Below are 25,962 nucleotides of genomic sequence, written 5' to 3'. Positions count from 1 at the left end.
TTATTCTCTTTTTAGTTGATTCTCAAATAAAATGACAATAGCGACGTAATCCTTCAATTCCTGCACATCGTCGTAGAAGTCAGAATAGGTTTTAGGGTTATGGAATCTGTAAATTCGGAGTTTATCTCCAATCTTGAATTCCACCGTATAGCTTTCCCCGTCTGATACTATTATCTTCTGCTCTGCTCTTCCCCTTATAGTATTAGTATACTTCTTCATCTTTGGCTCGAGCTCTGTTTGGTTGGGCAAATAGACCAAGTTGTGATTTAGAAGCAACCGCATTAAAGACCTTAACTGATCTTGCTCAGCTTTAAGCTTGTACTTCTTTATTTTTACTGGCTTATTCTGTTCGGCATACTCTACTGCTGTCCACAAAGAGTCTTTAACAGCAACTATTTTCAGATTCCTTGTCCCGCTTAATTTATCCAGCTTATAAAAACGGACTTCAGTAGCATTTGCAGATTTGTCAATTGGTGCTAGCCCCACTTTTTTCTCAAAGTCACTGTTTGGAGATAAGTTGATGCTGTCTGACTGTATATTGTCTGCTTTTGAGTGCTGTATATCTGATAATTGCTTTCGCTGTGCATACCCATTCATGCAGTAAAGAAGAGCGAAGATTATTATCAGTTTATACTTCTTCATTGATTACAATTAAGCATAACGGCCGCGTGCATGCAAAGCCCTAAACGTAGTGAGGGTTTGGTATGCATTGTGTTGCCCGACGTAGTTTTATTATTATTCCCTTTCGTGACAAAGTCAGGCTTCTCTAAAACTTAACTGCTCTGCCAACTCTAACTCGTTTAGTAGTTTATAAATTGGCTTATAGTCTACCGCTTCAGGAACATTAACAGAGTAGTAGCCTGTGATAAAATTTTCCATTCCTTCATATTCACAACCAAAGGAGGTAAGCTTATCTAATACTCCCTGCTTGTTCGCACACTCAAAGAAAATAATATTTATAGTAGTGTTTCCAGATGGTTTTATCAATTCTTTTACTACCAATTCTTCAAATTCATTTTCCACTCTCACGACGTCTCCGTCTGAATAGCTGGTTACAAAGTATGGAATATTGTCAATCTTATAATGGCCTTTTTCTTCATCTATAGGTTCAGCCCATACCCTTTCTACATAGTCTTCATCTAAAATGTCGTTCCAGAATTTAAAGATTATCTTTTTCATAAATTTCTATGACGGGCAACTACTGTGTAGCAGGAGCACTACTCCTACTATCCGCACTATGTGTGGTGTGGCATTGCCTTGTTTGGATCTTTAGTTTTAAACTTAGCGCACTTGTACCCACACTAGACATATCAAAGAGCTAATATAACACTACTCTACAAATAATCAAGCGGACTCACAATTTTATCTAATGCATAGCTGGTAACGTGGGTATAGATCTCAGTGGTTTTGCTGCTGTTGTGCCCCAGCAGCGTCTGAATGTAACGAAGATCGGTTCCCTGCTCAAGCAAGTGAGTGGCAAATGAATGCCGTAGCGTGTGGGGTGTCGCTTTTGCCTTCACTCCTCCCTTCTCACGACAGGCCTGGAATACCTGGCGTAAGCTGTCGGTTGTGTACTGCCCGCCGTACTGCCCTTCAAACAGCCAAACTTTGGGCTTGTACTCCTTATAATAGGCACGAAGGGTCTCTAACAGTTTCGGCGAAAGAAGCGTGGTGCGGTCCTTCTTGCCCTTGCCTCCACGTATAAGCAGCAGGTTCCTGTCCGACTGCACATCTGTGAGCTTCAAATTGATTACCTCCCCTATTCTTAGCCCGCTTGCATAGAGCAGCTGCAGCATACACCTGTGCTTGAGGTTGTCCGTTGCGGAAAGGATTTTCAAAACGTCCTGCTTGCTGAGTACCAGGGGCAATTTATCAGCTTTCTCAGGACGCTCTATATGTTGTAGCTGCACCTCGTGGCGACCCAGCACCCGGTGGTAATAAAACTTTACAGCATTAACGCTTTGGTTCACAAAAGAATAAGAATAGGTACCGGCCTGCACCAGGCCACGGTGGTAGGCATTTATGTCCTCTTCCGTAAAGGCGTTGATCTTTTCCATGCCAACGGAGGTATGGCTGTTAAGGAAACGTAAAAGCAGGCCATGATAGGTACGAAGTGTATTCATGCTGTAATTGAGCAGAAACAGCTTCTCTATGTAAGCCAGAGGACAACTGATGTATTCTTGCCCCTTGCTGTAGCTCTGTTCCCAAAGCTGGCGCATCAGCTTCACGTCCTTAACCTGCAACTCCTGGCTGAGCCACAGCCAGGCCAGGCCATTTAACTCCTGCAGCAGAGCCAGTATGTGCTGGCCTGCAGGGTATGGGCATTGCAAAGTACCTATAGGTTTCGCTCTGCTTTATTCAAGAACTGCAGCTAGCTGGCTTCAACTTCCGCCACTTCACCCATCTCTACCGCACCACCAAAGGCAACACCTACCATTTCTGCTACGACTACGGCTATATGTTGCTCGAGGATGATAAGGTGCTTATCGTCAACTGGCAGCCCTATATGGAGAAAGGCAGGGGGATGAAATTCACACAAACTCTAAGCCAAACCTGTTACTGCGAATGAATATAGAAATTTTAATTGCATCAGCTGCCGGAGCCTTCGCTACTGCGGCGAAGGCTCAATCAATCTATCTTTACTGAATTGCTCCAACACCTGCTTGATGCCGGACAAACCACCTGAAATATTCTCCATCTGCACCAGCACCTGCCCTACCTGGTTATTTCCACCGAAACCGCGTAGCTTCTGGTTACGCACAAATGTAGCTTTAATATCTTCCCAGCGTTGCGCTTCTGCGGAAGAGGCAAGCCCGATCAGCTGCTTAAACTTCAGCATATTGGCCTCTGCACCCGTGGTAAGCGTTTGTGATTCGGCCTCATAGTGCGATAAAACCAGCGTTTCCAACTCCTCATCGTTCATAACCGGCATTACCTTTTCAGCCAGTTTGTTCATGTTGCGGTAAGAGCCCTGCAGCTTAAACGGCGGCTCAGTGCGGTATTCATCCGCCTGGGCTGCCGAGCGGATATACTCCATGTTCACCTTCAGGATCACGTCCTGTATCTTCAGCAGCTTTTTCAGCACCAGTACATATTCGTTTACCTCGGCCGGTAAATGGCTCGCCTCAAACTCCATACCTTCATGATCGCCTGTCTCGGCCAATTGCAGCATCGGGTAAATGTCTTTCTGGCTTTTGGCTGCCAGCTTCGCCAGCGTAGGGTTAGAAGTCAGGGCGTTTTCGATGTAGCTCAGCTTAAACACATCAGCTGTATCACCTATAATATCGCCCAAATTATAAATATCGGCACGGTTGGCCAGCATGTCAGGCATCCGGAACTTCTCGCCTGTTTCGGTATAAGGGTTACCCGCCATCACCACGCATACTTTCTTGCCCCTGAAATCGTAGGTTTTGCTTTTGCCTTTGTAGGTTCCCTCAATCTTACGCTGGGCATCACAGAGCGAAATAAACTTCTGCAGAAACTCCGGGTTACAGTGCTGGATATCGTCCAGGTAGATCATCACGTTATCGCCCATCTCGAACGAGAGGTTCAGTTTTTCCAGCTCTTCACGGGCAGCACCGTTAGGGGCTTCGGCCGGATCCAGCGCTGTTACCTGGTGCCCGATGGCCGGACCGTTGATTTTCATAAAGATGATACCCAGGCGATTGGCGATATACTCCATCAGAGTGGTTTTACCATAGCCGGGCGGCGAGAGGAGGAGGAGCATGCCCATTAAGTCGGTGCGTTTGGCCTCTCCTGCCGTACCGATCTGCTTGGCCAGATTAGCTCCGATCAGCGGCAGGTATACCTGGTCGATCAGCCTGTTGCGCACAAACGACGACAGCACCCGCGGCTTAAATTCGTTCAGGCGCAGCTGGTCCTCAAAACGCACTGTCAGTTGCTTTTTAAGCTCATTAAACTGCATAAACTGTACTGCCACCTGTGCTTCGTAGTTTTGCAGCTTCTGCAGGAAGCGGTGAAAATGCAGCTGATACCTTTGCTGCTGCACCAGCGCATGGGTACCCTGCATCTCCTGTAACTCTTCTTTCAGCGGCAGGTTCCTGACATGCTGGCTATGGTAACTGTTCGTGAAAAGCAGGGCCGCTGCTTCGGGCACATATTCCGCTTTCTCGGCTTCGCCTGCTTGTCCTGTAAAAGCTTTCAGCCAGTGCCGGACCAGCTCATACTTTTGAACAGGGTTCTGCTCCAACGATTTAACTGAGGCCTCGTAGGTGCCGGCTGCTTTGTGCTCGGCCAGGTAATGCAGAAACTCCTGGTAAAGTGCCGCCGCCTGCGAACTGATCACAAAATAATCGCCCCGGGTCAGCTCGTAGAACAGGTACTCGCCTGCCGCTGCCGTATCGGCCTCCCGGCATAATTCTGTTTCCTGCACAAAAGTCTGCAGCTCCTGTTGCAGATCGGCTTTCAGCGCATCAAATTCATGTGTATCCGGAAAGACCTGCAAAATGGCACCAATGCCTTTCAACTGATGATGCAGCATTTGTCTCTTCTTGTCAGAAGCAAATACTTTCCAGAACAGCTGTGCGCATACTCTGGCCGTAACATCATACCGCAGGAGATCAGCGGTTTTTACCAGGCGGATAAGGGCGGAAAGTATAAGCGTGGCATCGTGGTCGTGCACTCCTTTTATATACCCTTCGCTGTAGCGCACAGCCATAAACTTCTGCACATACCCGCTTAGCTCCTGCGTAGTAAGTTTATAGAGTTCGTCAATGCTATATACCTGCATACTAACTTCTGCCACTTTTGCTTTATTAGTAGCAGCGGCCTGAGCCGCCTCTAAAATTTTGAAAGCCAGGTACTCGGCACGGTATACCTGTTCGTTTTCCGATACCAGTGTTTGTTCCCACACCGGCCGGTAACTCAGGAATTGCTCATCGGTAATTTTCTCAAAAAAGTCTGTGCCTGTCAGGTGGTAATACATGGAATCGTTGCGGTGCACCACGCTCAGTTCCAGCGGCTGTGTATTTACCGTAAACTGGTATTTGCCGAACTTCAGCACATTCGCTCCATCTACAAACAGTTCCTGCTTGTCCTTTAGCTGGCGAATGGCGTCTTCTTTCAGTGTTTTCAAACGGCTCTGAATGGCATCGGCTTTAATGGTATCGCCCATACCCAGCAGTTCTTCCACAATGCTCCTTATCTTCTCTATCATGAGGTCGGAGGCAAAGTAGCCGTTTATTTCGTTTACAGTTCCGAAGCGCGATGTGCGGCTCTGAGCTGCTTTCAGGATACGGTCGGCGGCTTGCTGCAAAGCAATAGCCCGCTTGTTCCGGGCCTCCTGCAGCGCCACTTTTTTCGATTCGAAAGCACTGTAAATTTCTTCCCGCTTTATAGTTAGCTGATCGATAAATTCTTCGAAATCAGGAAACCTTCCTTCCAGCTCTTCCAGCTGTACCATCAGTTTGGCCAGGTACTCTTCGCATTTCTGGGGCGTATCGCACACATCCAGGTAATTAATCACACTCTGGTTGATCAGCTTGAGCTGCGAATTAAACTCCGCTTTGCCTTCCTGTGCGAGCAGTTCCTTGCGCCTGCGCCTGAGAGCTGCCTTGGTTTGGTTAAAGGTGGCATACATGGCCGAGATGGCATCAACAATGCGGGTAGTCTGTGTGGCATCTTCTATCTTCAGGTTACTCACCACATCGATCAGCATCTCCAGCTCGCCCGAAACCTGTGCAATCTCTTTATCGGTTGCATCGGCCTCCACCACTTTGGCTACTTTCCCGATTGCCGCATTTATATCGTTTACCCGCTGTTCGTAAGGCAACAGGGCATCTGGCTCCAGCAGAAAGGCTACGGTAGCATTGGCCACATCTTGCGAAAAGGTCTGTAACTGGCTGTCGTAGTTGCTGATCCGCTCCTCCTCCACATAGCGCAGCTCTTTCAGTGAAATTACTTCGCCACGTATGGTACGCAGATCGGCCAGGTAACTTACATAATCGTTAATATTGGCCGCCTTCTGAAACTTCAGCTTTTTAATCAGTTCATCGGCTTTGCTCAGCACCTGGCTTACCTGCTGCTGTGTATGCTGGCGAATACCCTGCACTTTCTCAAACTCCTCTACCGCAGCGCTTGCCGTTTGCCGGATAGCACCTAAAGGCAGCGCCAGTTGAAAGGTGTCTTCGCGGTTCAGCCAGTGGTAGGTATCAAGCGTATCGGTGGTTTTCTTGATCAGGTCGAGGTACAGGTTGTCGTACGAATCTTCTTTCTGCAGCAAGGCCAGAATTTCGGTACTCTCGGCCATGGCCCGTACAATGTCTTTGTTCCCGATCTTGTACAGAAAAGACTCTTTGGTAACCGGAAAACTGAAATTGCTTCCAATGTAAGGCGTCTGCCAGACCTGGATCGCATGGTGCTTTTTAGGCTCTTCGTCGGCGCGGAAATAGCAGAGCTCTCCATTCTCAAAGAAAGCATAGCCATGGCAGATAATCGGGTTCTCGATCTTCTGCGCAATCAAATTGTAGGAAAGCAGCAGGTATACACCACTCTCTTTGTTATAGAACACGTACAGAAAATCTTCGCCGTTCGGAGAGGCAATGCGCTTCTCGAACAACATGTCCTGCAGGTTGTTATCAAACTGTTTAAACTCTCCGGTTTGCAGGTAGTAACCATAGGCGTAGATCAGGCCATGGTCTTCGGGCAGCATAATGCAGCAGTTCTCCAGCGCATCTATCCGCCGCGCCTCCTTCAGCTTTGAGTTGTATACCAGGTATCGGTAGTTGTTCTCCCGGTAAGGGCGTATCTTCAGCAGGATAATGTTGCCGATAATGGCGTAATAAATTTCGGAGTCGTCGAGCGTCTGGTCTTTATCCTCCACCTCCTCGGCATAAATGCCGTGGCCCGATTCAGTATTATCCTCCACCTTCAGCGTCAGATCGCCGTGAATGGTTTCTACAAATACTTTATCTTCTATGGAAATATGCGGATGCCTGCCTTTACGCTGCGCTTCTCTTGTGGTGCGCTTCCAGCTGAAGTCGTGCTGGTTGGGAAACACAAACTCGTGGTCGCTGCGGTTATCGAGATAGGTAAGCGAGTTGCCCTGCACCGCCCACTTAAAAGTTTTAATATCGTTCACGCTTTTGCCGATACGGAACACCATAAACAGGTGTGTACCAATAAAAGCAAACTTCACAAACTGTGTGTTTTTATAGTATTTGTAGAGTTTCTGAAAGTCTTCCACAAACAACTTATCACTGATAAGCTGTAGCGACTGCTGGTGGAAAGCGTGGTTCTCATAAGCATACACACTGAACACATCGCTCAGCTCCACCTCCGACTTCAGCCCCAGGTGCACATTATAGCCGAACAGAAACGAAAAGCCGACCGGCACCATGTCCCAGGGCACGCAGTTATGTTCTGTGGTTACCCGCTCTGTAGCCAGCAGCTTTGTTTCAATGGCCCCGAACACCTCCTTCCGCTCCTGGTTCAGCTTATCCAGCCGGTCACGTAGTGCTGCACCACTTTTGTGCAGGCGGTTCCGCAGAATTTCGTAGGTGCCGCCTTCGAGTTGTATATTATCGTTTGCTGTTTCGGCAGCTGTAGTTTGTGCTTCCATAATTACAGATTCAGAATCAGGATTTACAGGATGAAAGGATGAACAGGATTGGGATTAGCAGGATAAGCCTTTGGCTCTAGATAGCACGCTCAATATTGAATTGCATCAGTAAAAGGATTACAAAAGATAAAGTATGTTGATGACCCGGATGAGCTCAGACACTCGCGGGTGCTACGCACACCGCGAGGTCTTTTTATTAAGCTAAGTAACAGGATGCAAGTATCACGACAAAAAAGCTGCTCATAATAAGGGTAATAATTTAATATAGCATAAGGCTTCCTTGCTTCATCTCATCGAATTATATCCTTATTGAATAAATTATGAATTTCATCATTTAATCCTGTTCATCCTAAAATCCTGCAAATCCTGATCCTAATTCAAAGAAATATAAGGCTTATCGGCAATGCCCATGGCGGTGGCCGTGCTGGTGAGTTGCTTTAGCGTAGAGAGCGTACTTTCGTCGGCGCTGCTCTGCATCATTTTCAGAAGCAGGGCCGATACGCTCAGGTTACGCACATCATCCGAGGTCATGCCAAACTGGTTAATAAAGCGTTGCAGGTTTTCCTTGAAGTCTACGTGGCCATTGCCGTTTACATGGAAGAAAGTATCTTTTACCGTATTCAGCACATCGCTGTTGCTTACCAGCCTGTCTACTGCTTTCCCTTTGGTAATAGAACCTACAATCTGGTCGAAGAACATGGTTTCACCACCCACAATATCGATTTTCGCAGCTTTAAGGGCTTCAGAAATCACTTCGGCCTGCGAAGCGGCAATGTCTTTCTGGATATGGATGTGCGCCAGTTCAATGGCTTTGTCTTTTTCCAGACGCAGCTTGAACTCCTCGTGTTCTTTGCCCACGCCATCCAGCTTACGCATTGCTTCGGCTTTGTCTTCTATACCTTTGGCATCTACCGTAAACTTTTCTCCGATCACACGCGCCTCTGCCAAGCCTCGTTTTTCGTTGGCTGCGGCCAGATTCTCGATTACAGCGGCATCAGCCAATCCTTTTTCTTTGGCAACCTTAGCGGCCACCAGCCCGATTTTTTCATCGGCCTCGGCCTGCGCTTCGGCCTTGGCACGGGTAGCTTTAGCCGTGGCAACCGCCTGCATTTCAATCACAACTGCTTCGGCCTCTCCTTCTTTCTGCTTCGCCTGGGCTTTTGCCTCCATTACCTGCGCTTCTGATAACCCGATGGCAGCAGCCTGCGCCGCTTCGGCTTCGGCCATGGTTTTAATTGCCTGTGCACGGTTAGCAGCCGATACCTGTTCTGCTTCGGCATCTATCAGCATTTGCTTGGCACGGAACTCTGCCGCCTGGCGGGCAGCTTCGGCACTCTTAATTTCTTTCACCAGTGCTTCTTCGGCCTCTTTTTCTGCATTTTTGATAGCTACCAGTTTCAGACGCTCTGCCTCTGCCACAGCCCGTGTGTCTTTAATTTTCTCTTCTTCCTCCACCACAGCTTTCTCTACAGTGACACGCTCCCGGATAATGCCCTGTATGTTCTTGCGCTCTTCTTCAATGGCTTTTTCCTTCTCGATCTGAGCCAGCGATACGATACGCTCTTTTTCGTTTGCTTCCAGCATACGCGCCTGCTCTACACGCTCAGATTCAATGGCATCGGTGCGCTGCTTGTTACGCTCGGCCACCAGCACCTGGCGGTCTCTGTTCTGCTCGGCAATTTTTACTTCTTCTTCGGTGGCAATGCGTGCCTTTTCAGATTTCAGTAACTCTTCCTGGCGTACCTTCTCCATCTCAGCATTTTCGCGGGCTTTGATGTTAGAGATCTCGCGCCTCTGCTTTTCCTCGTTTTCTGCCAGCTGCTTCTCCAGCTCCAGAATGGTTTCCTGCGCTTCCACATCCTGCTTTTTAATGGTTTTCTGTGTTTCGCGCTCGATTAGGTTTGCCTGTATTTTTTGCTTGGAAGTCAGGTCGATAATTTTCTTGATACCTTCTGCATCCAGAATGTTGCTTTCATTCAGATTTTTCAGCGGTGTCTGCTCCAGGTAATCTATGGCGCAGTCGTCCAGAATGTAGCCGTTCAGGTCTGTGCCGATGGTTTGTATGATCTGGCGTTTAAAGTCGTCGCGGCTGTTGTAGAGCTCTACAAAATCGAAATGCTTACCTACGGTTTTCAGTGCTTCTGAAAACTTCGCATCAAACAAGCCTTCCAAAGCGGCATGGTCAGAGGCTCTTTTGCAGCCAATCGACTGCGCCACCTGCACCACATCCTCCGGCGTTTTGTTTACACGCAGAAAGAAATTCACCTTGATGTCGGCGCGCAGGTTGTCTTTACAGATAAGCCCTTCCGATCCTGTTCTGGAGATCACAATGGTTTTAAGTGTAATATCCATCACCTCCAGCTTGTGGATGATCGGGATCACAAAAATGCCTGAGAAAGACACTTTGGTATCGCCAAGGCCCGTGCGCACAAGGGCTTCCCCCTGCACAGCCTTCTGATACATTTTAATAACAATGGCAATAATGCCGATCAGGACTACCGCCATAATAAAAACGATAGAAAGAGATAATTGTGCAATCATAACTAAACTGTTTCGTAAGGTTCTATCAGATAATATTTATTTTCTTCATCATAGTCGATTACCAGGGCCGTCTGGCCTTTGGCTACGTTGGCTCCCCGTGTGGTTTTCACGTTGAGTAAAAGCGGCGAACCATCTGTTTTAACAGCGGCTTGCCCCAGGTCTGTCTGCGTAGCAGGGAGCATTACTGTACATACCTTGCCGATAATGGTAACAGAGGAGTCATGCTCTTTTTCGAGCACGGAAAAGAGCTTTACAAAAGGTGTGGTAAGTATCTTGGATACCAGCAGGCTCACCGCCAGAATCGGAACCAGGTATAGTAGTCCCAGCAAAGCGGAACTGTTATTGGTATAATAGTTGGCCAGTATAGAAATTGCCCACAGTGGCAGTACCAGGAAGGTGAGAAACACCATCAGCGGAATCTTTCCGAGATTGAAGAAGGCAAGTGCGGAGTTGAGCCAGGTAATACCCGAAACGCCATCTGCATTCAGATCTGCCTCTGCTTCTACTTCAATATGCAGGAAATCGAGGTCGAAAAGCCCGAAAATGACAGCCGCCCAGTAAAGCAGCACAAACACGAGCAACGCAGAAGGTATAATATTTACACTGGAAAAAGCTGCGTAAAAAAGTTCATTCATAAGCTGGTGGATCAGTGGTGGCAATACATACAGCGGCAGTAAACACTGGCTGTTTTACTTCTGCTGCTTCCGTATATCTTTTGTTAAACCTGTTTCCAAATCTAGCAAAAACTTTAAAAAGCAAAGAATATTTACATATAAACATGTATTATTTTTATGTAAATTTTATTCAGCCAGAAAAGTGGATCTGTCATGATGAATCAGGAGTAGAAGCACCAATCTTACAACCATTTCTGATTTTTAACTTAATATGGCATTAAATATTAAGGAGCAGCGAGACAATAAAAGCTAAAAACTCAATAATGGCTTCTATTATTTCAAGTTCTGTGAGAATCATGGCACTAAAGTTAAAGCTGATTACAATTCAGTCCTGTTTTTCTGTGAACGCCCTATTAGCAGGTAAAGCAGGGCACCAAGCAGGGGTACAAAGATGATGACAACAGCCCAGATCAATTTATCTGTACCTGATCTGAAATCACTTCTAAGCAGATCAATTATTGCCCATAACCACAAGACAAATGGAACAAGGCCAAATAAAAGTACCAGCAACAATTCCATAGTTCCGATACCGCCGATATAGAGTAATATGTTTTCCATTTTCTTCTGGTTTATGTATGACAAATAAATTTATACTTCGTTGGAGGACCCGTGCCTGAAACCAAGCTTTGCCTTTAATGCAGCTACCTCATCCGAGGCTTTCTGCGAGGCATCTTCACCGAGTGCCTTGTCAATCTCTTCTTCTACAGAGCGTTTCTGGTTTGCCATTTCGCCATAAGATTCAGCTAGCGCCTCTTCCACGGCTACTTTATCTTTCATACGCTCCAGCAAAGCCACTGTGCTGGAGGAGTCGATCTGGGCCAGTTGCTTGTTAATGGCTTTGGTTGCATTGCTCACCGTTACCCTCGACTTCAGCACCCTCAGTTCGTTTTCCCACTTGGCAATAGTACCCCGCTGGGTTTTAATATGCTGCTCCAGTTCAGCTACCGACTGCTCAAACTTATGCTGTTCCTCCAGCGATTGTGCGGCAAGCCTTATATGCTCGTCTTTGATCAGCAGCGCTTCTGCAGCCAGCCTATCAGCCTCACTGGCATTCAGATCGCCTTTATGTGCCCGCTGCAGTAGCTGCACCGCTTTGTTTTCGTATTCCTGGGCTTTGTCGGAATGCTTTTCCACATCGTTGCGGGCACGGATCGCCATGGCCTTTACTTCGGCTGTGGCTTCTATACTTTTTTCCAGTTCCTCCTTCATGTCCCGTATACCTTGCTCCGTCATTTTAATAGGATCTTCCAGCTGATCGACAGCAGCATGCACTTCGGCCTGCCCAATCTTCAGTATTCGTTTGATGATATTCATATCCATATCTGCCTTAATGTTTTGAAAACTTGATTAACTGGTCGGCATACTCACTCAGCAAAAGCGACAGCGAATTAAAACAGGCTTCTATCTCACACAGATCAAGCGTCTCAATCTGAAGCGTATCCCGAAAAATTACTTTTCTACCCGATTCATCCAGAACAAAGGCACCGTGAATGATGTCGCGGTTCTTTTGCAACAGGCTTTTATATACCTCCGGCGAGTCGTGGGGCAGATCCAACAGGTATTGTTCCATAATCAGCAGCGGATCCGTGCAGCCAATTACCAGGTTTTTTATCCCCATTCCTTCATTCTCCACCACAAAAACGCAATCCAATTCGTCTTCAAATGTGATGTTGAAACCGAGCTCGAGTAAGTAGCCCTTTACTTTACAATAGTAGTTGTTTCCCATACTGCAATTGTTGTGGCATTTAATATTTTAGACTTCCTTCTTTATGATCAGTTCCGCCCGTTTCAGAACTACCACACTTACCCAACTTGCACGTATCAGAAATATCTGCTAACATTATGAGCAGATTGTTATAAGCAGTTTAATAAAGAAGCTACAGACTTCAAATAAAACATGCCACCTGCCTTTACTCATATTTATAGCTAATTACTGGTATAGATTCTGTATCTTTGCCATATTTGATGATGTAATGATACGATAATTCTATATAAGCTCAAAATATTAGCAGATATTTTTTTTCACAAATGTCCTATATAGGTAAAAATATAAAGAAGATTCGCACTGTAAAGAAGCTTAGCCAGGCTGCTTTTGCGGAGCTTTTCAATCTGGCCCGACCTAGTGTGGGAGCCTACGAAGAAGGCCGTTCAGAGCCTAAAATAGATACATTACTGCAAATTTCGCAGTATTTTGGCCTCTCGCTCGACCAGCTGCTGGCCAAGGAGCTTACCGTAAACGAGCTGTATGGCTTCGATATATTTAAACGTAACTATACAGCAGGCGATGTGCTACTAAAAGTAGCAACAGCACCTGCATCTCCACTCATAACTGCAGTTTTTGTTTCATCTGCGCAATATGAGGCCTATGTGCAGCATCATGCTGAAGCAGCATACCTGCAAAGTTTACCTCAGATAGCGGTGCCTGCCACTTCAGCAGCTAACAGTTTGAGCAGAGCCTTCGAAATGCGCACCGCTGACATGCTACAGCAGCAACAGGGTATACACATCGGCGACATACTTTATGCTAGTCCCGTGGCTCCAGATCAGGCCCGTGGATTAGCACCAGGCGAAGTGGTAGTCATTGTAACTGAAGCTTCTGTTGTTGTGCGCAGGTTTATTAAAGCTGAAAAGGAGACTCTGCTTCTAAAAGCTGATAACCCTTCTTTTAAACAGGAACAGGTGCTGCTACGGCATGTGAAGGAGCTATGGAGGGTAGCCGGAATTTATAGCACCTCCCTTTCGGCCCCTGCTCCGCTGGAAAATCGGGTGGCTGCCCTGGAAGCACTGGTACACGAAATGCAGGACAAGCTTAACCGAATCGGCTCATGAGAACACACTCCCCTTTTCTGAACAACTTTCAGCAGGTGCTGCACCAGGTATACTTTAGCCCGGGAGACGCTTGTTTAGGAGCTATCCTTTCTCTGGTTAATGCGGCTCAGCACTCGCTGAAGATCTGTGTTTTTACGATTAGCGATGACCGGATAAGTGAGGCTATTCTGACTGCACACCGGGAAGGGGTGCGGGTGCAACTCATAACAGACAATGACAAGTTGTTTGATACCGGCTCTGATATACGGCAACTGGCAGCTGCCGGCATAGAGGTGCGCGTAGATTTTACTTCTAACCACATGCACCACAAATTTGCCATTGCCGATACACAGGCTGTACTCACGGGCAGCTACAACTGGACAAGAAGTGCCGCCAGATTCAACCACGAAAACGTACTGGTTACCAACCACCGTGCCACCGTTTTTGCATATCTGAATGAATTTGAAAAGCTTTGGCCGGAAATGGAAAGGCTGTAACCACAAGCGATACAACGATTGTTCCCTTTCCCTCAACAGCAATCGCTTAAATATTCAATACTATAAATATAGTTCAAAACCAATCCTTCTCTATTGCCTGTTATATCGGTTCATAAATACTTCGTTTTTACAAACAAAAAAGAACCAAAAGCAGTATTTATAATCGCAGATAAATCTATAAATCATTATTACAATCAATAAATAGTACAAGTCGCCCTTTGTTATTACCTCACCGAAGGTAATCTTCCTGCATTTGCTCCTTCCCAAGTACCCAGGCCTTTCACTGGTTTTTATGAAAAAAACTTTACCTTCCTTTTTTACTGCCGGAAATGCGGCATTTCCTTTCGCTGCTCACCACGTTGCTTCAGCTAAGCCTGTCCGGATCATACTGTTCTTGTTTTTACTGAGTACCACCACAGCTTATGCGCAATACGATTTGCAGTGGGCAAGCCCCTCGTTCAGTGCAGCGAATGGCTTATCAGAGTCAGCTACAGACAGTAAAGTAGATAAAGATGGAAATGTTATCATCTTAAGCCAGAACGGAATTTTTAATAACGCTATGCGCGCCACGCTTTTTAAGTTTAATTCCAAAGGAGAAAAGGTATGGTCGCTGGTATACGACAGCAAAACAGGTTTACCGCACGAAAGACCAGTAAAACTAAAAGTGGACGCCGCCGGCAACAGTTATATATTAATCAACCTATACCGGGAGTATCAAAGCGACCATACCAGGCTGGTGAAGGTAAGTGCTGCAGGTAACGTGGTATGGTCAAAAGAACTAAAAGAGCAAAACGGGCATGTCTTAGAGGCTACTGCCCTGGAAGTAAGCCAGGATGGAGAAATTTACATAGCTGGTAACCCCAACGGAGCTATTGTCATCCAAAAGTTAGCACCAGACGGTTCAGTCAGTTGGGAAACGGTAAAAACTGTTTTAAGCGATTGCCGTGTTACAGATATAGCCCTGGATGCCCGACACCATATATTAGTAGCAGGTTCGGGCTTTGCAGGAATGCAAGGTTATAACTCCCTGCTCCTGAAGCTGGAGGCCGCCTCCGGAAATGAAATTTATACGCAGCAGTTTCATCACAATGCCTCTAATCAGGTTACCGATGAGGAAGCAAGGAGAATAGTGCCTGCTTCGGATGGCACTGCTTATGTGATTACCAGCACAAGAGCTGATCCGTATACTTTTAACATCATACTGCTGAAGTATGATGCCGATGGCAACCTGAACTGGAGTACTATGATCGGGGCAACAGACGAATCGGAATATTTTGATGCGGCTTTGCTCAGTAATAACAATGTGGTTATACTCGGCCGTGAAACAAAGTACCGTACTACGCCTGATTATTTTCTAACTACAATTGACACGGAAGGCCAGCAAGGCTGGTACAAAACATATAATATCTACGGCGACATGTTCCGTGAAATTGCCCCTCAAAAACTGGATGTAAGTTCAACCGATAAAATAGCAGTAACCGGCCATACAGCCTATTACCAGAGTGTTCCCACCTGGTTTATTCCGTCGCCCTATGTGGAACAGCCTGAGATTATCACTATATTATATGATAAAGAAGGTCAGGAACTTTGGCAGAAGCGGCACAAACTCTCAGATAACACACAGGCATTTGGGCAGGACATTGCTTTTGACAGCCACAATGCCCTGTACATTATCGGAAAGAAGAACGATATTCCACAAACCAGAACTTCCCAGACGGCTAACACACAGGAAGTACAGGCCGATGCGGCAGAACTCCTGTTGCTGAAATATACTTCCTGCAGCGAAACTCCAGTTGTTAAAGCCGGAGAAGGCAAGACTATATGCAAAGGGGCTAGTGTGCAGCTAAGTGCTTCGGGTGCCGAAACCTACGAATGGTCGCCGGCAGCAGGACTTTCTGCTACCAATATTGCCAACCCCGTAGCGTCTCCTGTTGCTACCACCACCTATACAGTTACAGGCACAGTAAACGGCTACACCACATCAGCCACGCAGACTATCACTGTTACAAACTGCACTCCAACCGGGCTGAACAGGGGCAACAAAAATAAGGCGCTAACGGTGCATCCCAACCCAAGCCAGACCGGGAAATTTCTTGTTGAAATGAGTCTGAAATCACTGTCTGATCTTTCTGTGCAGGTAACGGATGCCCGGGGACAAACTGTTTTCACAGCCAATTATCAGCAGGTAAAGGGTAAGTTTGAGAAAAAAATAGACCTCTCTGCTTCTCCGAAAGGCATTTACTTTGTTACAATTATAACAGATGCTGGAACTTCTACCGGAAAGGTTGTCATTAAATAAAGCCGGTGCCGCCACATTTGCTCTTTTTCCGTATGAAGGCCGTATGACACAAAGAGAAGTAACAGACCAAGACGGCACCACCTGGACCTGTGTTCAGGCTTATGGCGGATTATCAAAAGAGAAAGCAGACAAAGCCACTGAGCTGGCAGAAGCCGGAAAGGGCACTGTAACGGTTGTTTGCACTCCCAGCGGCGGCGCACAGACTATACGCCTGCAATTACCCCCAAGCTGGGAAGAAACAACAAGTGAAGAACAGCTTTTAGCCGCCATCGAGCAAGAAAATACCTGAAACACAGTCCGCGCCTGAGTTGCTGACACAGGCGCGGACTGTGCTTTAATACGCAGCCTTGCCTTACTCTTTTATCAGCACTTCTACCGCTGTTCCGGCGGTAGCCCGGCTCCGCAGCAGGTCAGAGGTTTTCACCAGATTGATAAACTCGACGCGATAGCCTTCTTTATCTGCTCCCCTTGCACCTTCGGCCAACGCTAATACCTGGTTATATGTAGCAGTACCTTTAAAAGCCGAATCGCGCAGCAGCATAGCATAAGCTGCCACAGCGGCAGAGAAACGAAAATTATCTGTTGTCTGCTTCAGACTTATTGCCTTGTCTGTTACCACCGTCTGAAAAAGTTTGCTGTTTTCGGCTTCAGGTTCTTTGTAACGCACCTTTAGCGAAAGCATTTCGTTGCTTGTAGTGGCCTTCTGCTCAAGCTTTACCTGCTGGTATTTCAGGTCGTCTACCTTAGCACTTAGGTCTGAGGCAGCACCCACGGGTACTATCTCGTACAAAGCCGTTACCGAATGCCCTGCCCCCATTTCACCGGCATCTTTTTTATCGTTGTTGAAGTCCTCGTTTCTTAAGGCCCGGTTTTCATACCCAATCAGGCGATAAGCTTTTACTTTGGCCGGGTTAAACTCCAGTTGTAGTTTCACATCTTTTGCAATGGTAAAAAGCGTGCCGCCGAACTCATTTACAAACACCTTTTTCGCCTCCAGAATATTATCTACATAAGCATAGTTGCCATTACCTTTATCAGCCAGCGTTTCCATTTTAGAATCTTTGTAGTTTCCCATACCGAAGCCCAGCACCGTCAGAAACACTCCTTCCTCCCGTTTCTGCTCTATCATTCGCTCCAGTGCAGCATTACTCGATACACCTACATTAAAGTCGCCGTCGGTTGCCAGAATTACCCGGTTATTGCCTCCTGTTATCAAATGCTGCTGTGCTGTTTTATAAGCAAGCTGTATGCCTTCACCACCGGCTGTAGATCCACCGGCTTCCAAGCGATCTATGGCCTTCATTATTTTATCTTTCTGATTTCCACTGGTTGGATCCAGCACCAGTCCTACCTGGCTGGCATACACCACAATCGCTACCTTATCCTGTTCTCTCAGCTGCTCCACTAATAGCTTAAATCCGGCTTTCACCAGGGGCAAACGTTCCGGAGTATTCATCGAACCGGAGACATCTATCAGGAAAACCAGGTTAGAGGGAGGCAAAGCAGCTGTTGGAATATGCTTCCCCTGTAAACCTATGTGCAGCAGCTTGTTTTCTTTATTCCACGGGCATTCAGACAGTTCCGTGCTTACTGAGAAAGGATCGTCTCCTTTGGGTTCCGGATAATCGTATTTAAAGTAATTGATCATTTCCTCGCTCCGCACAGCATCTTTGGGAGGTGTTTGGCCCTGCGCAAGAAAACGACGCACATTGCTATAGGAGGCACGGTCCACATCAATCGAAAAAGTAGAAAGAGGATTCTTAATTGCCTCCAGAAATTCATGATCGTGTATGGCATCGTACTCTTCGGTATGGTACGGCACCTGCCCGTTGCTGCTATAGTACCGTGTTTGTACACCAGGTTGAACTATAGCCTGCGTATACTTGCCGGATGATTGCTTTGCAGTGGTTACACCTGCTACACGCCCGGACAAACCCCGTAAATGCACATTCCCATAGCCTGTTACCACTACCTCTTCCAAAGCCCTGGCATCTGTGAGCAGTTTTACATTTATAACAACCTTTCTCCCGATCTTAACCTCCTGCGTTACATAACCGATAAAAGAAAATACCAGTACCTCCTTCCCTTCCGGCACCTGTATGCTATATTCTCCTTTAGCGTTTGTGACAGCGCCCCTGGCTTTCCCTTTTAACTTTACAGCAACTCCGGGAAGAGGTTGCCCGTCCTGCGCATCTGTAACAGTTCCATTGATGGTTCTTTCCTGCTCTGGCTGCTTATTTTCAAAAGCAGATAACATGAGCACCGTAAGCAGAAAAACGAAGGTAAACATGGCTTTTCTCATAGCGATATAGTTTTGGTTTCTCCTGATGATGCAGGCTTGGCCCGGATTCCATAAGGGTACAGAGAATAATTTTAAAAATTTTTTTCTTCGGAAAATTTATTCTATTTACGCCCTATGTTCCTGAAACTCTTCTCAAAATCACGGCCGCCTGACGACCTGGAACTGGTACAGAAATACCAGAAGACAGGTGATCTGGCGTGCATTGGAGAATTGTTTGAGCGCCACACCGAAACAGTTTACCTCGTGTGCCTGAAGTACCTGAAAGATGAGGAAGAAAGTAAGGATGCTACCATGCAGGTTTTCGAAGGCCTGGTGGAGACACTCAAAAAGCACCAGGTAACCAATTTTAAAAGCTGGCTGCACGTTATAGCTAAAAACCATTGCCTGATGCAGTTACGTGCTGCCAAGTCTAAAGAAAAGCTTTTTCTGAAACAGGATGCTACTGGTATGGAATTAGCTTCCAACATGCATCTGACCGAGGAGAAAGAAGAGAGGGAAATTGAATTTCAGTACCTGGAACAGGGGCTGGAGAAACTACCTCTGGAACAGCGCACCTGTGTAGAGTTGTTTTACCTGCAACAGAAAAGCTATAAAGAAATAGCTGCTATAACAGGCTGCGAGCTGCATAAAGTAAAAAGTTATATTCAGAACGGGAAGAGAAACCTGAAACTATACCTGCAGAACAATAATGGAGAGAGATAACATCCGGTTGTACCAGGACGAAGACAATCATGTTCCGCTGGAACTGCTCAGGCAGTACCATGAGAATACGTTGCCCGAAGCTGAAACCTACGAAGTCGAAAAGCACCTCCTCCACTGTGAGCTCTGCACCGATGTGGTAGAGGGCCTGGTGCTCTCTGACCGCACCCAGACTGAAGCAGCTGTAAACGATATCAACTATCGCTTAAAGGCAAAACTTCACCTCAAGGAAAAGAAGAAACGTGCCCCCAGGATGCTTTGGGCAGATTGGCGTGTGGCAGCGGCTATCCTTGCCCTGGTGGGCGCTACGGCTGTGTTCTTCTTTTACCTTTTCTCTCAGTTAAACCAGGCTAAAAATACGATTACCCAAAGCGCACCTGCGCCGGTAGTGCCTGCCCCTGCTGCTACACCAGCCCCTGCCGCAGCGCCTCCCGTAGTGGCAGTACCGGAATCTGCTTCAAGTGCAAGTGGTACCAAACCCACACCAACCAAAACCGGCACAGTTCCGGGCAGCGCTGCAAACACAGCCAAAGCACCGGCCGCCCCCCTGGCTCTTGCCGCAGCTGACGTAGTAGGTATACAGCAGGAGGCAGACCTGACAGAGCTTGAGACCAGCCGTGTGCTGGCTGCACCGGCCAAAGTGTTTATAGATTCTTCTTTGCTGCAAGCCCCCGCTGTGGCCGGTGTCATAGAAGGGCAAAAGCAGTTGCAGCAGACTTTGGTTCCCTCCGATTTCAATACCAACATGCCGCGGGCAGCAGCATCTAATCTTAAAGCAAGAAAGTCTTCCGCTTTCAGACAACTAACCGGTAAAGTGATGTCGTCTAACGGAGAGGCTTTGCCAGGTGTTGCTGTTACGGTAAAGGGTGCTGCGACAGGTGCTTCCACAGACGCTAACGGCAACTATAGTCTTCTGCTCCCGCAGGACAAAGAAACACTGCTGCTTCAGTTCAGCTATATCGGCTTCGAACGACAGGAAGTAAAAGTAGATAGTGCCATTGTGGCTGTAAATGTTAATTTAACTGAAGACACCAGGAGTTTGCAAGAAGTAGTGGTAGTAGAGCTTGATAAACGCAGGGAACCTAAACTAGGCAAAGCTACTGCCCCACAGCCTGCAGCAGGTATGCGAGCTTACCAGCAATACATACAGGAAAACCTGAAATATCCTTCCGGTAGTACAGCGGGGTTGGTGGTGGTGGCTTTTACAGTGCAGGAAGATGGCAAGCTTTCTAACTTTCGGCTTACAAAAGGGTTAACCCAAGCCAGTAATGCAGAAGCTATCCGCCTGCTACAGGAAGGCCCTGCCTGGACTCCTGCCCGGCAAAACGGCAAGCCCATAGCACAGGAGGTGAAGGTCAGGATCAGGTTCCGGAAAAGATAAACCTGCCTTCAGATATAGCAATCCAGAAAATCGAGCACGATGTGGATGACCAGGCCCAGGCCCCACAGCCTTGTTTTCGGAAAGAGGGCAAGCAGTACATATAGAGGCACAAGCCAGTAACTGTGCAGCAAATGATAACCAACGCTGCACCTGTTCGGATCCAGAATGGGCGTTGCCAGCAAATGATCGGCATCTATAAGCAAGCCTGCCAGCATTATCAGGCTTGCTCTTTTAAAATAATTGCGGTAAAAGAGCCAGGCAACTGCCAGCGGAACCGCAATGTGCAGTATCATGTGCACTATAAACCCAATACTGATTTCTACTTCTCCCAATTTGCCTTAAATTTCCTGCCTCTATCATACTGCAATTGCTTTTATAGGTTTCCAGAAACCTGAAAACAACACAAGCCCCTGGCACTGAAGTGCCAGGGGCTTGTGTTAAAATTTGCTAAACCAGTAAATATGTCTGAGCAGGAGATTTAGATAAAGACCTGAGGCTGTGTCTGCTGAAGCTGCATGTAAAGCGCTCTGGACTTCACGTGTAAAGAAAACCAACTATAATCCGTTTTAAGCCTGGCAAAATTATTTCCCTCAACAATACCGTTTATACCTGTTTTATTCAGAGCATCTGCCAGTATACCTTGTTGCACCATAAAGCTGTCTACTGCCATACCTTCCCTCAGGAAGATGCATTCTAAACCTTGTTGTGTTTTCTTTAATAAAAGCATGTTGCTTTTTCCTAGTCCTTCCTGAAGTCTTTCTAATTCTCTCATATTAATTAACCCTCAGTATTACAGACAATTATCACATAACACAAGTTCAATATTTTATATAAATTATTAAAAAATTATAAAATATTAAATTTCAAAGTTGCCCCTGTTTCTGCGACTGTAATGTATACCTAAAATATTGTAATATAGGAGCAACATTCATAGAAAAGCCAACTACAGGAGCACAAAAAAGCCTCCCGAGTACAAATCAGGGAGGCTTTTCAGAATATGGGAATATATTACTTTTTAACTACGTCTTTAGGCCGGCACCTCATCAAAATCCATGCTTTTAGGCAGATCCATAAATTTTTCAGCCAGTTCAGAAGGCAAAGTGGTTAGTTTTCTTTTCATCGTGTCAATCCAGGCACCGTCAACATTTACGACAGCTGCTTTCACGCCATCACCACGATAGATGGAATGTCTGATTGACCAGCGCGATCCGTCGGTCCTGCTCTTGGTTAGCTCCAGCGTAACTTTCAGTGTATCATTTAGACCGACTTCTTTCAGGTAAAGCAGTTCTTCCCGGAAAAGGATAGGCCCGATGTTAAGCTCTCGAAAAACATTAAAGTCTAATCCTATACTATCCAAAATGGCAATTCTGGCCTGGGCTGCAAAGTCAGCATATACAGAATGGCGCATATGCATATTTGCATCCAAGTGAGACCACATTACTTTACCTTCATAGACATTATGCATAATTGATTCTAAGATTTAAATATTTAATATACTAAATTAAAAATACTCTTCTAAACTTAATCTTGCAATACATTTTATAGCTAAAACCAAGCCAACCTCAATTTATTTATGGTTAGTGCATGGTAGCGCTTCACACCCTCTCTCCTGCGTCTGATGAATAGCTGAACTCCGGCATTATGGTGCAACAGTTACTCCTGTTGGTCAACTTTAGACTAGATGTTTTTACCAGGTGACAAAAGAAGCAGCAAAAATAGGTATTTTATACTAAGAACAATCAGTATTGTTTAAGTTGATTCTGATTTTAAATATGTATATAGAAAGAATTTACACTTAACCCCACACCGGAAATGTTCAAAGAAAGCTTCAATAAAGAAATAATTTAAATTATCCTGGAAAAAGAAAAAGCACCTTTTAGCAGTAAAAGAATGGCTCTTAATTAGACAAAAACTAATACTAAAGCTTGTTCAGAACTTAAATCAGCTAGTTTAATTTAATTTTTTGAACTGTTCACTATTGCTGGTGTTTATCGCTGTTAGAAGGTGGCATCATTGGTAAATACAAAAACCATACGCTTGTTTAATTTAAATTATTACTATATTACAGCTGCTGTTTATAAAGTAATTAGCAATTGATGCCGAAGGAATTTTAATGTTGATAAAGAAAGATGGAGCCCTCACCTGCCTTAAATGTAACTGCAACTCGTAAAGAAACATATTTCACTGCTATTCTGGATGCAGAAGGCATATGCAGCTATGCAGGTTCTGCTGTTGAAACTATTCTCAATTACAGGACCGGTAAGCTAGTGGGGCACATGTTCTTTCATTATGTTCATGAACAGGATACGGCTTCGCTGCTAAATTTGCTACAGCAATTAACCGACGGAGAAATCAGAAACCAGGCTTTGTCGCTCAGGCTGCAGCATGAAAACGGGGAATGGTTGAAGTTCAATGTGATGGCCAACAGCATTTCTGCTAACCAGGTTGTACTGGAGCTTTCTGCTCGTTCTGATGGCGATACCTCTTTCGAAGCAGCACCTGCTGATCCGACGGAGGAGGACGACTATTCTTCCCAGTTCAAGTTACTGTATTACAATCACCCGGATGCTGTCTTTACAATGGATGCACTTGGGTTTATAACAGACTTAAACCTGGAAGCTTCTCGCATTTCAGGTTATACTGCAGAAGATATCCGGGACAAACACTATTCGTTTTTCCTGACCTCAAAGTTTCTTGAAAAGTCTATACATGCCTTTCACAAAGCGCTGTCAGGAGTAGCATTAACATTCACCACCAAGATAAGAAGCAAACATAAAGGCATGCTGTTTATCAGCATTACCCTGGTACCTGTGCTTGAAAACGGAAAAGCAAGAAGTGTGCAGGGCATTGCTAAAGATATCACGGATTTGAAAAAAGCTGATAAGCTGGTAAAGAAGCAGGCTATCCGGCTAGAAAACATCCTCGAAAGTATGGAGGAGCCTTTTTTTGCGCTAGATAAACAGTTTCGGGTATCTTATGCAAACTCGGGGTTTGCCGAATTTCTGAACCTGAAAAAAAGTAACATCCATAAACAGAATATATGGCACCTGATTCCAGAAGCCAAAAACACAAAATTTTACGACAAATGCCTTCGGGTTGCTAAATACCGCATCTCCACGAAATTTATACTTTATGTTCCTTCGCGTAACGGCACCCTCCATTTCAATATTTATCCGTACGATAAAGGAATTGCCGTGCATTTTAAGGACGTAACGGCCCAGAAAGCTGCACAGGACGAGCTTAAAAAGCTATCGCTCGTTGCCAGCACCATTACCAATGCAGTGGTTATAACAAATAAATATTCTCAGATTGAATGGGTTAACTCTGCCTTTACCCGCCTTACCGGTTTTACCCTGGACGAAATAAAAGGCAAAGTGCCTGTTTCATTCCTGAGAGGCCCAGAAACAGACAAGGAAACGGAAAACCATTTCAAGCAACTTTCAGACTTAGGCATTCCTTTCTCGCACGAGGCGGTCGGGTATACCAAGAACAACGAGAAGTTCTGGCATAGTATCTCCATCAGCCCTATCCATAACGATAAAGGCGAGGTAGACTACCTGATTGCTGTACACACAGATATTACTGACAGAAAGCTGGCAGAGGATAAACTGGTAGAGCTAACGGAAAACCTGTTTTACCAGAACCAGGATTTACAGCAGTTCACTTATATTGTTTCGCATAACCTAAGGGCACCCGTTGCCAATATACTGGGGCTTACCAGTATACTGAACAGAATGAATACTTCCTCTGAACAGTATACCCAGACGCTGGAAAACCTTACTTTAAGCGCCAGACGACTGGACACCGTCATCAAAGACCTTAACCTGATCCTTTCAGTTAAAAACGCTGAAAGAAGTGAGCAGCTGGAACCTGTAAACCTTGAGTCGGTTTGCCACGATGTTATTCAAAGTATCGAACAGAGTTATTCACCCGATCTCTATTGCATTGAACTTGACATGGAAGAAGATGCCTGTACGATTTTAGGCCGACGTGCTTATTTATACAGCATTTTGCACAACCTGCTCAACAATGCTGTGAAGTACAGAAAAGAGGCTGTTCCGCTAGTAGTGTATGTTAAAAGTAAAGTTGTTGCCGATTCTGTTTGTGTGCAGGTACAAGACAATGGTTCGGGTATGGACCTGGAAAAAGTAGGATCGAACATTTTTAAACTATACAAGAGATTTCACCCGAACATTGCTGGCAAGGGAATTGGTTTATACCTTGTTAAAACACAGGTAGAAGCTTTAGGCGGTCGCGTTGAGGTACAAAGCAAAGTAGGCGAAGGCACTCAGTTCAGCATTTACTTTAAGATGCACCAACAAAGCTGACAGGCAATACATTAACTGACAAAGCTCTACTGCAGGCTCTTTACGCCCGGCCTTGCGAAACTCAGCAGCATACAGTGGTGTAAAAGCTTAGGAAATCAAGCCGTTCTGAAGCGCAAACTTGATTAACGTTGCCGTATTCTTCATCTGTGTTTTCTCCAGCAGGTTTTGCCTGTGCGTTTCTACGGTACGCTTGCTCGTAAATAACCTATCGGCGATTTCTGCATTGGTATAGCCTTCCGCGATCAGCAGCAGCACCTCTACCTCCCGTTTTGTAAGTTCGCGGTGCTGGCTTGTGTTTGCATCCGGACTTTCCGGGGCAGGGGAACTTACACTCATACCCTCACCCGAGGACCGTACGGTTGTATACTGTGCCTTTTTGAGCAGCTCCAACGCCACATCTGAACAAATAAACAAATTACCGCTTGCCACCAGTTTAATGGCAGAGGTTAATTCCTCTTTTCCGGCGTTCTTTAAAATATAGCCTTTCGCACCTGCTTCCAGAACCTTGTTTACATAACTTCCGTGGTTATGCATCGATAACACAAGTACCATAACCGACGGGAAATGCTCTTTCAGATAGCGTGTTGTTTCAAAGCCGTCACGGCGGGGCATATTAATATCCATCAATACGACATCCGCCGATTGCTTAGACAGTAACTCTATTAGCTCCTCACCATCAGAGGCTTCCCCAACTACTTGAATATTTTGCTCATCCCTTAATAGAGCCTTCACACCATCCCTGATAATCTTGTGATCATCAGTAAGAATCAATTTAATCATGATTTAGCAAGAAAATTATTGAACTCGTAGCATTAATTTAAAAGATGTTTAAGTGTTTGTTTTCAATTAGGAAG

The 25,962-nt window shown here is 45.8% G+C and carries 22 protein-coding genes; 7 read left to right on the top strand and 15 right to left on the bottom strand.

Going from position 1 to position 25,962, the window contains the following annotated elements; genetic code table 11:
* The 10 genes from C1N53_RS03245 to C1N53_RS03205 all read right to left on the bottom strand — a co-directional run bounded on the left by C1N53_RS03245 (position 1) and on the right by C1N53_RS03205 (position 12,520).
* A complete protein-coding gene (locus tag C1N53_RS03245; RefSeq protein WP_137757958.1) occupies positions 1 to 642 on the bottom strand; it encodes a hypothetical protein in 642 nt (213 codons plus the stop codon).
* 114 nt (positions 643 to 756) lie between these two features.
* Complete coding sequence (locus tag C1N53_RS03240; protein WP_137757957.1) at positions 757 to 1,179, bottom strand: DUF4265 domain-containing protein; 423 nt, start codon at positions 1,177 to 1,179, stop codon at positions 757 to 759.
* Between the two features lie 155 nt (positions 1,180 to 1,334).
* Positions 1,335 to 2,330 carry a tyrosine-type recombinase/integrase gene (locus C1N53_RS03235; RefSeq protein WP_240773370.1) on the bottom strand — a complete coding sequence of 332 codons (996 nt, stop codon included), beginning with the start codon at positions 2,328 to 2,330 and terminating at the stop codon, positions 1,335 to 1,337.
* 41 nt (positions 2,331 to 2,371) lie between these two features.
* Positions 2,372 to 2,539, bottom strand: a complete 168-nt coding sequence (locus C1N53_RS22455; protein WP_168193949.1) for a hypothetical protein — start codon at positions 2,537 to 2,539, stop codon at positions 2,372 to 2,374.
* A gap of 69 nt (positions 2,540 to 2,608) precedes the next feature.
* Positions 2,609 to 7,579 carry a DNA repair ATPase gene (locus tag C1N53_RS03230; protein WP_137757956.1) on the bottom strand — a complete coding sequence of 1,657 codons (4,971 nt, stop codon included), beginning with the start codon at positions 7,577 to 7,579 and terminating at the stop codon, positions 2,609 to 2,611.
* A 372-nt stretch (positions 7,580 to 7,951) separates the two neighbouring features.
* Positions 7,952 to 10,120, bottom strand: coding sequence for a flotillin family protein (locus C1N53_RS03225; RefSeq protein ID WP_137757955.1), 2,169 nt, complete (start codon positions 10,118 to 10,120; stop codon positions 7,952 to 7,954).
* A gap of 2 nt (positions 10,121 to 10,122) precedes the next feature.
* On the bottom strand, positions 10,123 to 10,755 hold the full coding sequence (locus C1N53_RS03220; RefSeq protein ID WP_137757954.1) for a DUF1449 family protein: 633 nt from the start codon (positions 10,753 to 10,755) through the stop codon (positions 10,123 to 10,125).
* Positions 10,756 to 11,112: 357 nt separating this feature from the next.
* Entirely contained in the window at positions 11,113 to 11,352 is a 240-nt protein-coding gene (locus C1N53_RS03215) for a PLDc N-terminal domain-containing protein (protein ID WP_137757953.1), read from the bottom strand.
* A 30-nt stretch (positions 11,353 to 11,382) separates the two neighbouring features.
* Positions 11,383 to 12,108 (bottom strand): PspA/IM30 family protein, encoded by a 726-nt coding sequence (locus C1N53_RS03210; RefSeq protein WP_137761363.1) that lies wholly within the window; start codon positions 12,106 to 12,108, stop codon positions 11,383 to 11,385.
* Between the two features lie 13 nt (positions 12,109 to 12,121).
* Positions 12,122 to 12,520: a YbjN domain-containing protein gene (locus C1N53_RS03205; RefSeq protein ID WP_137757952.1), complete on the bottom strand. Its 399-nt coding sequence runs from the start codon at positions 12,518 to 12,520 to the stop codon at positions 12,122 to 12,124.
* A 302-nt stretch (positions 12,521 to 12,822) separates the two neighbouring features.
* On the opposite strand from C1N53_RS03205, the gene C1N53_RS03200 reads away from it, so the two are divergent.
* The 4 genes from C1N53_RS03200 (at position 12,823) to C1N53_RS03185 (ending at position 16,687) form a co-directional block, all read left to right on the top strand.
* On the top strand, positions 12,823 to 13,623 hold the full coding sequence (locus C1N53_RS03200) for a LexA family transcriptional regulator (RefSeq protein ID WP_137757951.1): 801 nt from the start codon (positions 12,823 to 12,825) through the stop codon (positions 13,621 to 13,623).
* Positions 13,620 to 14,099 carry a phospholipase D-like domain-containing protein gene (locus tag C1N53_RS03195; protein ID WP_137757950.1) on the top strand — a complete coding sequence of 160 codons (480 nt, stop codon included), beginning with the start codon at positions 13,620 to 13,622 and terminating at the stop codon, positions 14,097 to 14,099. Before C1N53_RS03200 ends, C1N53_RS03195 begins: the two co-directional genes overlap by 4 nt.
* Before the next feature lie 292 nt (positions 14,100 to 14,391).
* Positions 14,392 to 16,398: a T9SS type A sorting domain-containing protein gene (locus C1N53_RS03190; protein WP_137757949.1), complete on the top strand. Its 2,007-nt coding sequence runs from the start codon at positions 14,392 to 14,394 to the stop codon at positions 16,396 to 16,398.
* The gene (locus C1N53_RS03185) at positions 16,361 to 16,687 is read left to right on the top strand and encodes a hypothetical protein (protein ID WP_240773369.1); all 327 of its coding nucleotides are present in this window, start codon (positions 16,361 to 16,363) and stop codon (positions 16,685 to 16,687) included. The genes C1N53_RS03190 and C1N53_RS03185 overlap by 38 nt, the downstream gene beginning before the upstream one ends.
* Before the next feature lie 63 nt (positions 16,688 to 16,750).
* Here the strand turns inward: C1N53_RS03185 and C1N53_RS03180 are convergent, their stop codons facing one another.
* Positions 16,751 to 18,700, bottom strand: a complete 1,950-nt coding sequence (locus tag C1N53_RS03180) for a VWA domain-containing protein (RefSeq protein WP_206077610.1) — start codon at positions 18,698 to 18,700, stop codon at positions 16,751 to 16,753.
* A 114-nt stretch (positions 18,701 to 18,814) separates the two neighbouring features.
* Between C1N53_RS03180 and C1N53_RS03175 the strand changes: the two genes are divergently transcribed.
* Both C1N53_RS03175 and C1N53_RS03170 read left to right on the top strand, forming a co-directional pair.
* Positions 18,815 to 19,402, top strand: coding sequence for an RNA polymerase sigma factor (locus C1N53_RS03175; protein ID WP_137757948.1), 588 nt, complete (start codon positions 18,815 to 18,817; stop codon positions 19,400 to 19,402).
* On the top strand, positions 19,389 to 20,780 hold the full coding sequence (locus C1N53_RS03170; protein ID WP_137757947.1) for a carboxypeptidase-like regulatory domain-containing protein: 1,392 nt from the start codon (positions 19,389 to 19,391) through the stop codon (positions 20,778 to 20,780). Before C1N53_RS03175 ends, C1N53_RS03170 begins: the two co-directional genes overlap by 14 nt.
* Before the next feature lie 8 nt (positions 20,781 to 20,788).
* On the opposite strand, the gene C1N53_RS03165 is transcribed toward C1N53_RS03170, so the two are convergent.
* The 3 genes from C1N53_RS03165 to C1N53_RS03155 form a co-directional block, all read right to left on the bottom strand.
* Positions 20,789 to 21,112, bottom strand: a complete 324-nt coding sequence (locus tag C1N53_RS03165; RefSeq protein WP_240773368.1) for a DUF6122 family protein — start codon at positions 21,110 to 21,112, stop codon at positions 20,789 to 20,791.
* A gap of 146 nt (positions 21,113 to 21,258) precedes the next feature.
* Positions 21,259 to 21,552 carry a hypothetical protein gene (locus tag C1N53_RS03160; protein WP_137757946.1) on the bottom strand — a complete coding sequence of 98 codons (294 nt, stop codon included), beginning with the start codon at positions 21,550 to 21,552 and terminating at the stop codon, positions 21,259 to 21,261.
* A gap of 255 nt (positions 21,553 to 21,807) precedes the next feature.
* Positions 21,808 to 22,245: a thioesterase family protein gene (locus C1N53_RS03155; RefSeq protein WP_240773367.1), complete on the bottom strand. Its 438-nt coding sequence runs from the start codon at positions 22,243 to 22,245 to the stop codon at positions 21,808 to 21,810.
* Positions 22,246 to 22,909: 664 nt separating this feature from the next.
* On the opposite strand from C1N53_RS03155, the gene C1N53_RS03150 reads away from it, so the two are divergent.
* The gene (locus C1N53_RS03150; protein ID WP_137757945.1) at positions 22,910 to 25,108 is read left to right on the top strand and encodes a PAS domain S-box protein; all 2,199 of its coding nucleotides are present in this window, start codon (positions 22,910 to 22,912) and stop codon (positions 25,106 to 25,108) included.
* Between the two features lie 87 nt (positions 25,109 to 25,195).
* Here the strand turns inward: C1N53_RS03150 and C1N53_RS03145 are convergent, their stop codons facing one another.
* On the bottom strand, positions 25,196 to 25,888 hold the full coding sequence (locus tag C1N53_RS03145) for a response regulator transcription factor (RefSeq protein ID WP_137757944.1): 693 nt from the start codon (positions 25,886 to 25,888) through the stop codon (positions 25,196 to 25,198).
* Between the last annotated feature and the right edge of the window lie 74 nt (positions 25,889 to 25,962).

It is taken from the genome of Pontibacter sp. SGAir0037 (genome assembly GCF_005491705.1).
Classification (GTDB): Bacteria; Bacteroidota; Bacteroidia; order Cytophagales; family Hymenobacteraceae; genus Pontibacter.
The sequence above is the reverse complement of the archived record's forward strand: the minus strand, read 5'-3'. Positions and strand labels throughout refer to the sequence as shown.

What these genes read in the sequence shown, in the direction of transcription:
- C1N53_RS03240 (WP_137757957.1), bottom strand. Translation starts at nt 1,179, where the DNA reads ATGAAAAAGATAATCTTTAAATTCTGGAACGACATTTTAGATGAAGAC.
- C1N53_RS03225 (WP_137757955.1), bottom strand. Translation starts at nt 10,120, where the DNA reads ATGATTGCACAATTATCTCTTTCTATCGTTTTTATTATGGCGGTAGTC.
- C1N53_RS03230 (WP_137757956.1), bottom strand. Translation starts at nt 7,579, where the DNA reads ATGGAAGCACAAACTACAGCTGCCGAAACAGCAAACGATAATATACAA.
- C1N53_RS03180 (WP_206077610.1), bottom strand. Translation starts at nt 18,700, where the DNA reads ATGAGAAAAGCCATGTTTACCTTCGTTTTTCTGCTTACGGTGCTCATG.
- C1N53_RS03220 (WP_137757954.1), bottom strand. Translation starts at nt 10,755, where the DNA reads ATGAATGAACTTTTTTACGCAGCTTTTTCCAGTGTAAATATTATACCT.
- C1N53_RS03190 (WP_137757949.1), top strand. Translation starts at nt 14,392, where the DNA reads ATGAAAAAAACTTTACCTTCCTTTTTTACTGCCGGAAATGCGGCATTT.
- C1N53_RS03170 (WP_137757947.1), top strand. Translation starts at nt 19,389, where the DNA reads ATGGAGAGAGATAACATCCGGTTGTACCAGGACGAAGACAATCATGTT.
- C1N53_RS03160 (WP_137757946.1), bottom strand. Translation starts at nt 21,552, where the DNA reads ATGAGAGAATTAGAAAGACTTCAGGAAGGACTAGGAAAAAGCAACATG.
- C1N53_RS03150 (WP_137757945.1), top strand. Translation starts at nt 22,910, where the DNA reads ATGGAGCCCTCACCTGCCTTAAATGTAACTGCAACTCGTAAAGAAACA.
- C1N53_RS03155 (WP_240773367.1), bottom strand. Translation starts at nt 22,245, where the DNA reads ATGCATAATGTCTATGAAGGTAAAGTAATGTGGTCTCACTTGGATGCA.
- C1N53_RS03195 (WP_137757950.1), top strand. Translation starts at nt 13,620, where the DNA reads ATGAGAACACACTCCCCTTTTCTGAACAACTTTCAGCAGGTGCTGCAC.
- C1N53_RS03175 (WP_137757948.1), top strand. Translation starts at nt 18,815, where the DNA reads ATGTTCCTGAAACTCTTCTCAAAATCACGGCCGCCTGACGACCTGGAA.
- C1N53_RS03185 (WP_240773369.1), top strand. Translation starts at nt 16,361, where the DNA reads ATGCTGGAACTTCTACCGGAAAGGTTGTCATTAAATAAAGCCGGTGCC.
- C1N53_RS03200 (WP_137757951.1), top strand. Translation starts at nt 12,823, where the DNA reads ATGTCCTATATAGGTAAAAATATAAAGAAGATTCGCACTGTAAAGAAG.
- C1N53_RS03210 (WP_137761363.1), bottom strand. Translation starts at nt 12,108, where the DNA reads ATGAATATCATCAAACGAATACTGAAGATTGGGCAGGCCGAAGTGCAT.
- C1N53_RS03205 (WP_137757952.1), bottom strand. Translation starts at nt 12,520, where the DNA reads ATGGGAAACAACTACTATTGTAAAGTAAAGGGCTACTTACTCGAGCTC.
- C1N53_RS03215 (WP_137757953.1), bottom strand. Translation starts at nt 11,352, where the DNA reads ATGGAAAACATATTACTCTATATCGGCGGTATCGGAACTATGGAATTG.
- C1N53_RS03145 (WP_137757944.1), bottom strand. Translation starts at nt 25,888, where the DNA reads ATGATTAAATTGATTCTTACTGATGATCACAAGATTATCAGGGATGGT.
- C1N53_RS03245 (WP_137757958.1), bottom strand. Translation starts at nt 642, where the DNA reads ATGAAGAAGTATAAACTGATAATAATCTTCGCTCTTCTTTACTGCATG.